This is a genomic window from Pseudomonas sp. TE3899 (assembly GCF_056279105.1).
Window position 1 is genome coordinate 4,616,048 of sequence record NZ_JBWBQR010000001.1, and the last position, 13,438, is coordinate 4,629,485.

The window sequence follows — 13,438 nt, forward strand, 5'->3', positions numbered from 1 at the left end:
CATCGCTGATTGCGCCCGTTTTTTTTGCCCGCCGAAGATCAAATCTTAGGCAGCGACACCTTCCAGACGCGGGATTTCAATGCCGATCTTGGAGCTGGCGTAGCTCAGGTCACCTTTGGCGATGGATTGGGCTTTGAAGCCGGCACCGATCAGGTCCTGCACGTACAACTTGTTGTAGATGAACATGAACACCAGATTGCTCAGGCTGAAGGTAAAGCAGGCCACTACGAACATGATCGCGGCCCACTTAATGTCGCCACGGAACAATGCCGGAAAAAAGCCAAAGAAAAACACGGTCCACGAAAAGCCGATTGGCGCTTCTTTCATGGCACCGGTTTGAGGGTTTTTGAACACAACCGATGTAAACGCCATGCCTATCTCCTTGATGCCCCGATGATTGGCTGAATGGCGGGGCTAGCTCCATGCAGCTCTGATTCTGATCTGCCGTGTTAATCGGCAGGCACACGCAAATGCATCTGTGACGCGCGTCAGATGAGGGAGCAGGCATGAAAGGCTCGGGGGCTTTAGCCAGGAAGGCTGGGGGCGTCGAACAATCCGTGTCCTGAATCTCCATTGCATCTCGCAATAGCGAGATACACATTCGGTGCGAAGGCTACTATCTCGCCATCACTGTGTCCATCAGATCGCCACCCAATCAAGCGCCTGAATGAAAACAAAAACGACCGCGATCATGTCTGATGGCGGTCGTTTCCGTATTTCAACAGCGCTTGGCTTGAGTCAGAACACTCAGCGCGCGACTGCTGCGATCAACTTTTCATTGCGACGACGGTGAGCCACAAACAACCCGACCGCGACCACCATCAAACTCAGGAACCCGGTCGCGAGGATTTCCACGCGGTGGGCTTCCTGGAACAGCATGATGGTCAGGGCCGCGACGATGAAGACGATCACCGCGTAGGTCAGGCCCGGGAACAGCCACATGCTGAAGGCGATTTTTTCGCCGCGTGCCATGCGCTGTTTGCGCATACGCAATTGCGAAATGGCGATCACCAGGTACACCAGCAGCGCGATGGCACCGGAAGTGGCCAACAGGAATTCGAACACAGCGGCCGGGGCCACGTAGTTGGCGAATACCGCAACGAACGCAGCACCGGTAGACAGAATCACGGCCCAGTACGGCGTGCCACTTTTGTTGGTGCGTTGGGAAACGGCCGGTGCATCACCGCGTTTGCCCAGGGAGAACATCATGCGCGAGGCGGTGTACAGCGCCGAGTTCAGGCAGCTGGTCACAGCAACCAATACGACGATGTCGACGATCAGCTTGGCGTTCGGGATGCCCATGCGTTCAAGCACGGTCTGGTAGGAACCGACGGCGGCCAGTACTGGATCGTTCCACGGCACCAGGGCCACAACGATGAAGATCGAAACGAGGTAGAACAAGCCGATCCGCCAGATCACCGAGTTGGTGGCCTTGGAAATTTGCTGGCCCGGGTTCTTCGATTCGGCGGCGGCGATGGTGACGATCTCGGTGCCCATGAAGGAGAACATGGTGGTCAGGATCGCACCCAGCACCGCGCCCATGCCGTTTGGCAGGAAGCCTTGGGTGTCGAACAGGTGCGAAACGCCGCTGACCTGGCTGTTCGGCAGGAAGCCGAAGATCGCCAGAATGCCGAGGCCGATGAAGCCGATGATCGCGATGACTTTGACCAGGGCGAACCAGAATTCGAACTCACCGTAGTTCTTCACGCTGAACAGGTTGGTGACCGTCAGCAATAACGTGATCACGAGGGTGAAGGCCCAGATCGCCACGTTCGGGAACCAGGCATGCAGGATGGTCGCGGCGGCGTTGGCCTCCAGCGGAATCACCAACACCCAGAACCACCAGTACAGCCAGCCGATGGTGAAACCGGCCCAGTGACCGATCGCGCGATCGGCGTATGTCGAGAAGGAGCCGGTGTCCGGCGAGGCCACGGCCATTTCGCCGAGCATGCGCATGACCAGGACCACCAGCGCACCAGCGGCAGCGTAAGCCAACAGCACGGCCGGGCCGGCCGCTGCGATAGCGTGGCCCGAGCCAACAAACAGGCCGGCGCCGATAACCCCGGCGATCGACAACATGGTCACATGACGCGGTTTGAGCCCCTGTTCGAGGCCATTGGAGCTTTGGGTGCTGCTCATTGAAACTACCTTTGCAAGGAAAGCGATTCAGTCCACCGCGTCTGGCATTTCTTTCTCGTAAAAAGAATCCAACGGGGCGTTCCTTATTCTGCACGCAATAATTGCGCCAAAATGTTACAGACTCCCCAGAACCGCGGCTCTCCGCTTGACCGGTCAGTCATCGCAAGTCATTGAGATTAATGGCAATTCGCCAGAGCGTTACCCAGCGACCCACATTAGGAACGAATCAGCGCACCAGAAACACACTGAAAAAATGTGGGATGCACAATAAAAGTGCAGATCAGGAACGTTTGGCCGGTTAGCGCTTCCAACACCCCGTCAAAGCTGGCAACATCGCGCCCTTTTTTACGCAACACCCGCGGGCCGACTGGTTCAAACGGCTGTTCGGTTGATAGCAGCGCGACACACGGCTGTACCGATGCGACAACCTGCCACGCACCATCCGTTTACCGCCCGCAGCGCTGTTGGCTGCCATTCGAACGCTATGCTAGCTTGGCCGCCTCGCCAGGAAGGCCGCCAACAGCAGGAGCGAAACACTATGAGGAACGCACATGGCTGAGGCCACGCCCGCGCTTGAAATCCGCAACTTGCACAAACGCTACGGAAAGCTTGAGGTGCTCAAAGGCATCTCGCTGACCGCCCGCGACGGCGATGTGATCTCGATCCTGGGTTCCTCCGGTTCCGGCAAGTCCACGTTCCTGCGTTGCATCAACCTGCTGGAAAACCCGCACCAGGGCCAGATCCTGGTGGCCGGCGAAGAACTCAAGCTCAAGGCCGCGAAAAACGGCGAACTGGTTGCCGCCGATGGCAAACAGATCAATCGCCTGCGCAGCGAGATCGGTTTTGTGTTTCAAAACTTTAATCTGTGGCCGCACATGAGCGTGCTCGACAACATCATCGAAGCCCCGCGCCGGGTGCTCGGCCAGAGTAAAGCCGAAGCCATCGAAGTCGCGGAAGCCTTGCTGGCCAAGGTCGGCATCGCCGACAAGCGCCACGCCTACCCGGCGCAATTGTCCGGTGGCCAGCAGCAACGGGCGGCGATTGCCCGCACGCTGGCGATGCAGCCCAAGGTGATCCTGTTCGACGAGCCGACCTCAGCCCTTGACCCGGAAATGGTCCAGGAAGTACTTAATGTCATCCGCGCCCTGGCCGAAGAAGGCCGCACCATGTTGCTCGTGACCCACGAAATGGGCTTTGCCCGTCAGGTCTCCAGCGAAGTGGTGTTCCTCCACCAGGGCCTGGTAGAAGAACAAGGATCGCCACAGCAGGTGTTCGACAACCCGCTTTCGGCACGCTGCAAACAATTCATGTCCAGCAACCGCTAACGGAGCTACCCGCATGCAGAACTTCAAAAAGATCTTCCTGGCAGCCGCCGTCACCCTGGCCTTCAGCGCCGGTGCCATGGCCGAGACCTTGAAGATGGGCATCGAAGCGGCCTACCCGCCGTTCAACAACAAAGATGCCAGTGGCAATGTCGTCGGCTTCGACAAAGAAATCGGCGACGCCCTGTGCGCCAAGATGAAAGTCGACTGCACCGTGGTCACGTCCGACTGGGACGGCATCATCCCGGCCCTGAACGCCAAGAAATTCGACTTCCTGATCTCCTCGATGTCGATCACCGACGAGCGCAAGCAAGCGGTCGACTTCACCGACCCGTACTACTCCAACAAGCTGCAATTCATCGCGCCGAAAGACAAAGAGTTCAAAACCGACAAGGCTTCCCTGCAAGGCAAAGTGATCGGCGCGCAACGTGCGACCCTCGCCGGCACCTGGATGGAAGACAACATGCCAGGCGTTGACGTCAAACTCTACGACACCCAGGAAAACGCCTACCTCGACCTGACTTCCGGTCGTCTGGACGGCATCCTGGCGGACAAGTACGTCAACTACGAGTGGCTGAAAAGCGAAGCCGGTCGTTCTTATGAATTCAAGGGCGACCCGGTGGAAGAAAGCGACAAGATCGGTATCGCTGTACGTAAAGGCGACACCCTGCGCGCGAAGCTGAACCTGGCCTTGAAAGAAATCGTCGAAGACGGCACCTACAAGAAGATCAACGACAAGTACTTCCCGTTCAGCATCTATTGATTCTGACCTGCCTGACCGGCGCCGTTCGCTGACGGCGCCAGTCCTTGGCATTGCCTGCCGCGATTGAAAAGAAACCCATGATTATCGACCTCTACGGATTCGGCCCGGCGCTCGCCGCTGGTGCGCTGATGACTGTGAAACTGGCACTCTCGGCGCTGTGCCTGGGGCTGGTGCTCGGTCTGCTCGGCGCCTTGGCCAAGACATCCCCGCACAAGCCATTGCAATGGCTGGGCGGCACTTATTCGACGCTGGTTCGCGGCATCCCGGAATTGCTCTGGGTGCTGTTGATCTACTTCGGCACCGTCAATCTGATGCGTGCCTTGGGCGAGTTTTTCGGCAACCCCGACCTCGCCCTCAATGCCTTCGCCGCCGGCGTGATCGCGCTGGGCCTGTGCTTCGGCGCCTACGCCACGGAAGTGTTTCGCGGCGCCATCCTGGCGATCCCAAAGGGTCATCGTGAAGCCGGCGTGGCCTTGGGCATGTCGAAATTCCGCATCTTCACCCGATTGATCATGCCGCAGATGTGGCGCATCGCCCTACCAGGCCTGGGCAACCTGTTCATGATCCTGATGAAAGATACTGCGCTGGTGTCGGTGATCGGCCTGGAAGAAATCATGCGTCATGCGCAAATCGGCGTGACCGTGTCCAAGCAGCCGTTCACCTTCTTTATGGTCGCTGCCTTTATGTACCTGGGCCTGACCATTCTGGCCATGACCGGCATGTACTTCCTGGAACGACGCGCCGCTCGCGGCTTCGCGAGGAGCACCCAATGAACTGGGAAGTCATCATCAAGTGGCTGCCGAAACTGGCCCAAGGCGCGACGCTGACCCTGGAACTGGTGGCCATCGCCGTGATCGCCGGATTGCTGCTGGCAATCCCGCTGGGCATCGCACGCTCGTCGCGGCGCTGGTACGTGCGGTCATTGCCCTACGCGTACATCTTCTTTTTCCGTGGCACGCCGTTGCTGGTGCAACTGTTCCTCGTCTACTACGGCCTGGCGCAGTTCGATGCGGTGCGTAACAGCTCGATGTGGCCGTACCTGCGCGATCCGTTCTGGTGCGCCACGGCGACCATGACCTTGCACACGGCGGCCTATATCGCCGAGATCCTGCGCGGCGCGATCCAGGCGATTCCGCCGGGCGAAATCGAAGCAGCGCGGGCGCTGGGCATGTCCAAGCCCAAGGCGCTGTTCTACATCATCCTGCCCCGTGCCGCGCGCATCGGCCTGCCGGCCTACAGCAACGAAGTGATCCTGATGCTCAAAGCCAGCGCCCTGGCCAGCACCGTGACCCTTCTGGAACTGACCGGCATGGCTCGCACCATCATTGCCCGGACCTACCTGCCGGTGGAGATCTTCTTCGCCGCCGGCATGTTCTATCTGGTGATGGCTTACGTGCTCGTGCGCGGCTTCAAGCTGCTGGAGCGCTGGTTGCGCGTCGATGCCTGCCAGGGGCGTTGATTCTTCCTGCGTGCTGACGGGCGAGGCCCTACTCGCCCGTTTCACGGCGCTGGACGCTTTTCTGATTGAGCATCAGGCGCTGTGGAAGCCACGACCGTTTACTCATCTGCAGCTGCCTTGGGAAACGTCCTACCCATCGCTGTCTTCCTGGCTACGCGGGCGCTCGCTGGAAGAGGCGGAAAGCAGTCATAACCAACCGTACTTGCTGGAGGCGCCTGAGCCGTTCGCTTCGTTGGCGGCGTTGTCCCTTGAGCTGAGTTCGGTGGCTGAGTTGCCGGGGCATGCGCTTGAAGCGGCCGGACATCGGTTGAACGTCGATGTACCGGGGCGCAAGTGGCAGCAGATTGAGGCGTTTGCCAGTCGCTTATCGTTCACCGCGTCAGCGAGGCATTGGCTGGATTGGTGTTCGGGCAAGGGGCACTTGGGGCGACGCCTGTTGCAAACCGGGCAGCAGCTGACCTGCCTGGAATACGATCCTTCTTTGGTGTTGAGCGGCCAAACACTCAGCCAGCGTCATCAGTTGCAGGCGCTGCATATTGAGCAAGATGTGCTCGCGGTTGGCGCTGCCTCCTTTTTGAAGGCTGAGCACACGCCGGTAGCGCTGCACGCTTGTGGTGATCTGCATGTGCGGTTGATCCGGCTCGCCAGTGCGGCCGGATGTAAACAATTGGCCATTGCGCCGTGCTGCTATAACCGGATCAGTCTTTCGACGTATGAGGCGCTTTCTTCGGCGGGTAGGCGATCCGACCTACAACTATCCCTCGAAGACCTCGCACTACCAATGAGCGAAACCGTTACCGCCGGTGCACGGGTGCGACGTCAACGGGACACGTCCATGGCCCGGCGCCTGGGTTTCGACCTGCTGCAACGGCAATTGCGTGGCATCGACGAATACCTGCCAACGCCGTCCCTGCCCAGCGCCTGGCTGGATAAACCCTTCGCCGACTACTGCCATCATTTGGCCGCGTTGAAGGAGTTATCCACAGTTGGCGTTGTAGATTGGGCAGCACTCGAAGCCGCCGGGTGGCAGCGATTGGCCGAAGTGCGCAACCTGGAGCTGCTGCGGGGCCTTTTCCGACGCCCGCTGGAGCTATGGCTGGTGCTTGATCGAGCACTTTTCCTATCCGCTCAGGGTTATGCCGTTCGCCTCGGCACCTTCTGCGAAACCTCCCTCACACCGCGCAATTTCCTGCTCCTGGCCGAACGCCCTTAATCAGTCGCAGCCTGTGGATAACTCTGTTGATGAAATTCTCGTGGATCCAATAAATGCGCTGTTTCGCGACTGAAACACAACTGTTCATTTTTCGTACACATAAATAAAAAACCCTAAAAACAGGGATTTGCGAACAAATGAGAACGAGTCCACAAAAGCGCTGTTGATCGAGCTAATCAGCGGTCCCGTTGTGCATAAGCATTCAACCGAAAGGACATAAACGCCGAATTCCGGACCTCACCAGCGGAAAATTGCGCCCGGCATCCGCCCTTGTTATACAAGACGACAAGGACGCCGAAAGCGCGGCCACGAACCACCGACAGGAAGCCGCAGTGACCTTCATTTCCTATGCCCAGAATTTCGAAGACATCCGCCTGTGGCGCGCCCTCAAACAGTTCGAAAACGGCTTCTACATCGACATAGGCGCCAACGACCCCACCCACGACTCCGTGACCAAAGCTTTCCACGATCGCGGCTGGACCGGCATCAACGTCGAACCGATGCAGCACTACTACGACGCCCTGTGCCAACAACGCCCCACCGACACCAACCTGCAATGCGTGGCCAGCGACAGCACCGAAGACCTCATCCTCTACGGCATCCCCGGCACCGGCCTCTCCACCGTCGACCCGGCCACCGCCCAGCAACGCACAGCCCTCGGGATGGACATCCATCGCCAAACCGTCAAAGCCCGCACCCTCACCTCCATCTGCGAGCAATACGCCCAGAATCGCCCGATCCACTTCCTGAAAATCGACGTCGAAGGCCACGAAGAAACCGTCCTGCGCGGCATGGACTTCGCAAAATGGCGCCCCTGGATCATCCTCATCGAAACCCCATGGGCCCGCGACCACACCTGGGAACACCTCGTCACCGACGCCGGTTACGAGGCCGTCCTGTTCGATGGCATCAACACTTGGTTCCTGGCCAACGAACACATCGACCTCAAACCGGCGTTCGAGATTCCGCCGTGCAATCTGGACAACTTCCAACTATGTCAGGGTCATGCGCTCAGCTACCCCGTCAGCGCCACGGAATCGCAGCTTTCCGCCGCCCTGCAACGGGCCGAACAGGCGGAAGCGCAGGTGCGTGCGATGGAAAATAGCCGGGGTTGGCGCACTCTCCAGAAACTCAGGAAAGCACTGGTTCGTGGGTAACCTGAGGGTCGAGTAAAAATAGTCTGAATTCAGGGGTTTACAGAACCAACGCAATCGCTATAATCGTCGCCCTAACACGCCGGTATAGCTCAGTTGGTAGAGCAACTGACTTGTAATCAGTAGGTCCCGGGTTCGACTCCTGGTGCCGGCACCATACGCAGTAACGAGAAAGGCTCACCGAAAGGTGGGCCTTTTTTGTTTTCCATATGTTTCGCGTCTTAGACCAACGCTTCTAACCATCTGGAATTGTCGGTAAAAGGTAACCCGCGCCCTGATTCTGAGCTTCAGAACAGGGAAATGACTACTTTCTACCCACTGGACCGTTACCGCTGGAGAACCAATGAGCTTCTACATGATTACCTACGGGATGACTCAAATCGAAGAGCTCTTCGTTGGCGAGACCGAGGAAAATACCGTAGCAAATGCGCGAGAACTCATCGACCAATGGCCTGAATACGCAAAGCTTTCAGACGAAGAAATCGTTGAGCTGGCCAAATCTGAACAAATGGAATTTGACCTGGTCGAGATTCATGCCCCTTGGCCAATCGACGACACCAATCGCAGCCATCTCATTGCTCTTTATGAACAACAATACAGCTGAGATAGCTGCTAATACCCCTTGGGAAAAGTTGCCAATGAACGCAACCGAAGTAGCCCCATCAAGCTATACAGTCCTTGATGGCTGTCCAATAGGCGATTAGCGTCCGGCGGCTCGCACGGTCACAGCGATGTGATGGATGCCTACTTCTACCAGAGTGTCCACTGCGGCAACTCATCCCCTTTTATAGCTGCCCTGCAGCAACCTATCCGCTTGGCCATTTCATTGCGCCAACCTGCGCCCGTCTCTTTCTTCCGGAAAGAGACGGGCGCTCCTACCGCTGCTGCAGCCCAACTCGTACAGGGCTTTGCGGCATTCCCCCTCGTGACAATCGGAGTGACAAACACCGAAGTCACTAGCAACAGCGATGCAGATGATGGTGCCGCAGCCGACGGAATGGACTGCACCTGACTGACAGTCAGGCATGCCCCGGTCATCGCATCACTGCCTTCACCCGACTCAGGATCTCGCGGCGCTGGTCTCGTCAGCCAATGCAGCCTCCACCCGCCCACCTCTTAAGAGGTGTTCAGGAGGCCAGATCATGAGATGCCCAAGCTCCCGGTCGTAAAGAGCCGCCAGTCCCGCGTTAGAGGACAACCCTCACAGGTCGCAGGGGCCTTGATCCCTGATAACACTCAACATCCATGGCGGGATGACGTGGGGATGGTTTTAAAGGTTTTGCTTCGAGAGGAGTTTGATCATGGCATTGGTCGGTAGACGGGGCTAAATCTCAACGCGACCACACACCTTCTCAGCATCGCGCAATACTATCGTGCCATTACTCGAAATTTCGGTAAGATGCGGGTGGATAAGGATTTCTGGAGAGGTTGAAAAATGGACTTCACCCCTATCATCGCCCAGATCTGGGGCATGCCGAACTGGATTTTTCCGGGCGCATTTTTTCTCGCTCGGCTCAAGCGGCCGCTAAGCCAAGGCTATCACGGTGAACTTTCGGTGCGACTGCTCGCCCGGAAGCCGGGCAAGCACATCTATCTCCAGCTGCACAATCTCACTCTAAATACGTTAGGCAGCACCACGCAGATCCACCGATTTGTTGGAGAGGTCTGGCCATGGCAGCGCCCCCCCCTATTACCAAGCGAAAAAACCTGGGCTATAAAAATGCTTCCAGTTGAAATAAAGCTAATATCTTCCACACACGAACTACATGTCATCAATATAGAATCGTTGGATACCAAAATAACTAAATATCTTGATGATTTTTTGGTATCGATATGTGAGGGCAGCTCTGACAGCGAGCTAGACCTAGTTAAAATAAGGCTGAGAAAATTTCTGGAAGATAAAGATACCAATACTCGAATGGGAGCAGCCGCGGAGCTTTTTGCTCATTTATACTTAAGAATGATTGGTTACAAACAGGAATTCCTATTCTTTAATCTAGAAGAAGGATCAATAAAAAAAGGATTTGATGGTTTTTTCTCTAAAGACTCTGAAACCTATCTACTTGAAAGTAAATCCGGCTCTATATCCAGTAAAAGAATCAGTCACAAAGATAAGCTTAAACATGCCTACTCCGATTTAGAAAAGTACGTTTCTGGGAAAAGTGAGAAAGGTAAAAACAACCCATGGAAGAATGCCTACAACCATGCCTCCCATATAGATGTAGGAACGGAAAAATCAATCAGAAAGAAAATTAAAAATCTTCAGGATATGTTTGACCAAGGAACCTTTAACAAGATAACCGAATTCAATATCATCACATGTTCAACGATATTCCTAAATGGCGTGTGGGACTCAACAGCGAGCGCTGAAATCTTAAATGATAACAGCTTCGTATTAAGCTTTGACGGAAAAACGATTAAAGCTATGTGCTTGACAAAATCTAGCCTAAATAGCTTTGTTGAATACCTGGAGAAGTAAAATGGCAATTAGCCTGACTTGGCTCAAGAGCAATAAATTATTTTCAGAAGTTATGAGGAAGACCTCTCTAAACATCCAGCTTGACAATAGAGAGCTGGAGTTCATCCTAAGCTGTGCAATTGTATTTTTTAACGAATACAGTGGCGACAAGAGGAGATCCCCCTACTTTGAGATTGCATACTATATAACCTTGAAGTGCGCGACTAATAACAATTATTATCAACCACTACTAGATGCAAGCTCAAATTTTGGGATCTACCCGGTAGCGCAGTACATATCAAAAAATAAATTAACCGAGAATTCAACAAGCACAAACTTCACTTTAGAGTACCAGTTGGAAAAATTTCTAAACAAACACATAACTGAAACCTACGAGCAAAAAAAATATCGAGAGCAAATAATTAACAGCGGTAGCAAGGAGAACTGTTACATCGCGCCGACCTCTTTTGGAAAAAGCACATTAATTATAGATATAATAAAAGCAAGGAATCCCAAGAGAACCGCAATCATCGTACCAACCAAATCACTCCTTATACAAACTTACAAGTTAATCAAAGCTAATTTCCCGCTCCGCCACATTATATTTCATGATGAAATGTATGATGGGGCAGGAAATTTTATTTCCATATTCACTCAAGAGCGTGCTCTCAGGCTCTTAAAAAACAAAGATATATCATTTGAACTGCTGATAATTGATGAAGCCCACAACTTATTTGAAATGGATGGAAGAAGTATTCTGCTAACAAGGCTAATACGTAGGAATAGGCTTAGAAATCCGGAGTCGACAAACTATTATTTATCACCCTTGGTATCTGAAACAGAAAACCTTAAAACTGATGAAAATCAGGAATTTTTTGAACGGCGCATAGCAAGCAATATTAAAGAACCAGAAATCTATGAATATAAATCAAATGGAGAACAGCACGCCTACAATAGATTCATGAATGAGTTTTATCGCTTAGGGAATGAGTCGAGTTTCGTAGACTACATAATAAAAAACAAGAAAGAGAAGAACTTCCTATACCTCAGAGCACCGAAGAAAGTTGAAGAGCTTTCCATGCTTATAAGCAAGGAGCTACCATATATTGGCTCAAGTGTACTCGGCGATTTATCTCAGACCATTTCAAACAACGTTCATAGTGACTTCTATTGCGTAGAGCATATAAAAAAGGGGATGATTTATTTGCATGGAAAGCTCCCGGATTTAGTAAAAGAATATTTGGAGCACAAGTTTTCACAAACCAAAGAGCTAAAATACCTGATTGCGAATTCAGTAATTCTAGAGGGGGTTAACCTGCCGATCGACAACCTATTTATTCTAAACACTTACGATCTGGATGGAAAATCATTAACCAACTTGATTGGCAGGGTAAATAGACTTAACGATGTGTTCGATGACAGCAGAAAATCTCTCGACAAACTTCTTCCACCTATACATTTCGTAAACTCAGACCAGTTTAATCGGAAGGGTGGAAAGATGGAAAATAAAATAAGACTTCTAAAAAATGGAATATTTAAAGACAACATAGAAAACCCTCTACTGCTGAATTTCGACTTGAGCCAAGTCATTAAAGACTTAGACATAGCGCGCGAAAATATAGATCAAGATGGTATAGAGACTCTAGAGAGGAAAATTAATCAATTTGAATATATCCAGAGCAAAGAGGACTTCTTGATACACAGTGATGGGGACGAGTCTAGCAAAGTAAAGCACACGCTTATGGAGTCAGGCATTTCTTCTGTGTACTATAATCCTGAGAGAGTCTTTGGCTTACTTGAAAGACGCCTAGGTACAATTTCCTCAAGTGAGGAATGGATAGCATCCGACGTAATTGACAAAGTGTATTTATATTTTATCAAGGCTCTTGAAAATCAGATTTCAGATGCCGCGTTTCTTCGCCTTCAGCACCCAAAAGCTAGAGATTTCTACAAACTATTCACAAGAAATCTCCATCGCCTAAATCTTAAAGATCACTTATCAGACACAGTAAAGTATTTCCACAGCATTAAACTTATCGATAGTGGAAAAGAGTTTTTCATTGGAAGTTCCTATGGCGAGATAGCCAAAAACAGGGCCGACGGCGTACATGGCAGCAATGTATACATAGATCTATCAAAAAAAACAGACAAAGAATTGGTAAACTTGGCGCTAGTGAAAATTAAGATAGAAAGTGACTTTGTCTCTTATAGACTCAATGAATACGTGAAAGCCCTTCATGACTTGAGACTGATTACTGAGAATGAGTACAATCTACATATTTACGGAACCAACAAAAAAACAAATGCCGAATTCGTCAAGATGGGCATTAGTGGGTCTTTGGTGAATAAATTGGAGCGTGACAAGCAGACAGGCAATATTTCAATAAATGAGCTTGGAGAGGTTAAATTCAATAGCGAATTTGCTGACTATGTAAACTCGCAAGATGACCTTGTTCAGTTTGAAATAAGAAAGTACATAGACATCCAATAGGGGTTTATTTTTACGTGAATGTAATAATTCTCTCAAGTCGTCCCTGCTAATTTTTAATTGGAGGCCCAATTGCCACGGGCGACTATGATTATTCCAGGGTTTCGTACAGAGCCTCTTTATAACTCAGCTCGCCTTTTTCGACCTGATCGACGACCGACAATTTAAAGGTCAGCGTGTAGTCGCGCTGACTCCGCCTTTTAGCTGATTCCATTACGTCCTCCTGAAAAACAGATCAGAAGGTGTAAACCTTATTCAGGACGGGACAGAGAGAAAAAATAAATCAGTCCCCTTTTCGCCCGTGTACGCCTTGAGACCGGTATTTGTAGGCGCAGCAGAGCTATTAGGGTTTGAACATTTTGACGAGGAACTTACATCCTTGCCTCGATCGGTTTGAGGCTCTTCCGCAACATTTCCTTTAGGGAAAGCTCAAAATGTCAAC

The 13,438-nt window shown here is 52.4% G+C and carries 12 protein-coding genes and 1 tRNA gene; 10 read left to right on the top strand and 3 right to left on the bottom strand.

The features are described from left to right. Nucleotides 1-45 precede the first annotated feature (45 nt). Together ACZ89E_RS21000 and gabP are read right to left on the bottom strand one after the other, a co-directional pair. Nucleotides 46-372, bottom strand: coding sequence for a hypothetical protein (locus tag ACZ89E_RS21000; RefSeq protein ID WP_149659089.1), 327 nt, complete (start codon nt 370-372; stop codon nt 46-48). 375 nt (nt 373-747) lie between these two features. Continuing rightward, nucleotides 748-2,139: a GABA permease gene (gabP, locus tag ACZ89E_RS21005; RefSeq protein ID WP_149659088.1), complete on the bottom strand. Its 1,392-nt coding sequence runs from the start codon at nt 2,137-2,139 to the stop codon at nt 748-750. A gap of 551 nt (nt 2,140-2,690) precedes the next feature. Between gabP and ACZ89E_RS21010 the strand changes: the two genes are divergently transcribed. The 10 genes from ACZ89E_RS21010 (at nt 2,691) to ACZ89E_RS21055 (ending at nt 12,999) form a co-directional block, all read left to right on the top strand. Beyond that, nucleotides 2,691-3,464: an ABC transporter ATP-binding protein gene (locus ACZ89E_RS21010; RefSeq protein WP_133837806.1), complete on the top strand. Its 774-nt coding sequence runs from the start codon at nt 2,691-2,693 to the stop codon at nt 3,462-3,464. 13 nt (nt 3,465-3,477) lie between these two features. Beyond that, on the top strand, nt 3,478-4,224 hold the full coding sequence (locus ACZ89E_RS21015) for an ABC transporter substrate-binding protein (RefSeq protein ID WP_476256367.1): 747 nt from the start codon (nt 3,478-3,480) through the stop codon (nt 4,222-4,224). A 77-nt stretch (nt 4,225-4,301) separates the two neighbouring features. Next, nucleotides 4,302-4,997 (top strand): ABC transporter permease, encoded by a 696-nt coding sequence (locus ACZ89E_RS21020; RefSeq protein ID WP_149659086.1) that lies wholly within the window; start codon nt 4,302-4,304, stop codon nt 4,995-4,997. Further along, the gene (locus ACZ89E_RS21025) at nt 4,994-5,683 is read left to right on the top strand and encodes an ABC transporter permease (protein WP_149659085.1); all 690 of its coding nucleotides are present in this window, start codon (nt 4,994-4,996) and stop codon (nt 5,681-5,683) included. The genes ACZ89E_RS21020 and ACZ89E_RS21025 overlap by 4 nt, the downstream gene beginning before the upstream one ends. Continuing rightward, a complete protein-coding gene (locus ACZ89E_RS21030) occupies nt 5,664-6,896 on the top strand; it encodes a methyltransferase (RefSeq protein WP_476256368.1) in 1,233 nt (410 codons plus the stop codon). The genes ACZ89E_RS21025 and ACZ89E_RS21030 overlap by 20 nt, the downstream gene beginning before the upstream one ends. 332 nt (nt 6,897-7,228) lie before the next feature. Then, nucleotides 7,229-8,053, top strand: a complete 825-nt coding sequence (locus ACZ89E_RS21035) for an FkbM family methyltransferase (RefSeq protein ID WP_476256369.1) — start codon at nt 7,229-7,231, stop codon at nt 8,051-8,053. Between the two features lie 78 nt (nt 8,054-8,131). After that, nucleotides 8,132-8,207 (top strand) — tRNA-Thr (locus ACZ89E_RS21040). A gap of 186 nt (nt 8,208-8,393) precedes the next feature. Then, the gene (locus ACZ89E_RS21045; protein ID WP_476256370.1) at nt 8,394-8,654 is read left to right on the top strand and encodes a hypothetical protein; all 261 of its coding nucleotides are present in this window, start codon (nt 8,394-8,396) and stop codon (nt 8,652-8,654) included. Nucleotides 8,655-9,485: 831 nt separating this feature from the next. Next, nucleotides 9,486-10,529, top strand: coding sequence for a hypothetical protein (locus ACZ89E_RS21050; RefSeq protein ID WP_476256371.1), 1,044 nt, complete (start codon nt 9,486-9,488; stop codon nt 10,527-10,529). A 1-nt stretch (nt 10,530) separates the two neighbouring features. Next, on the top strand, nt 10,531-12,999 hold the full coding sequence (locus ACZ89E_RS21055; protein ID WP_476256372.1) for a DEAD/DEAH box helicase: 2,469 nt from the start codon (nt 10,531-10,533) through the stop codon (nt 12,997-12,999). Between the two features lie 88 nt (nt 13,000-13,087). Here ACZ89E_RS21055 and ACZ89E_RS21060 read toward each other — a convergent pair whose 3' ends face one another. Next, nucleotides 13,088-13,210 (bottom strand): hypothetical protein, encoded by a 123-nt coding sequence (locus tag ACZ89E_RS21060; protein ID WP_379555881.1) that lies wholly within the window; start codon nt 13,208-13,210, stop codon nt 13,088-13,090. Between the last annotated feature and the right edge of the window lie 228 nt (nt 13,211-13,438).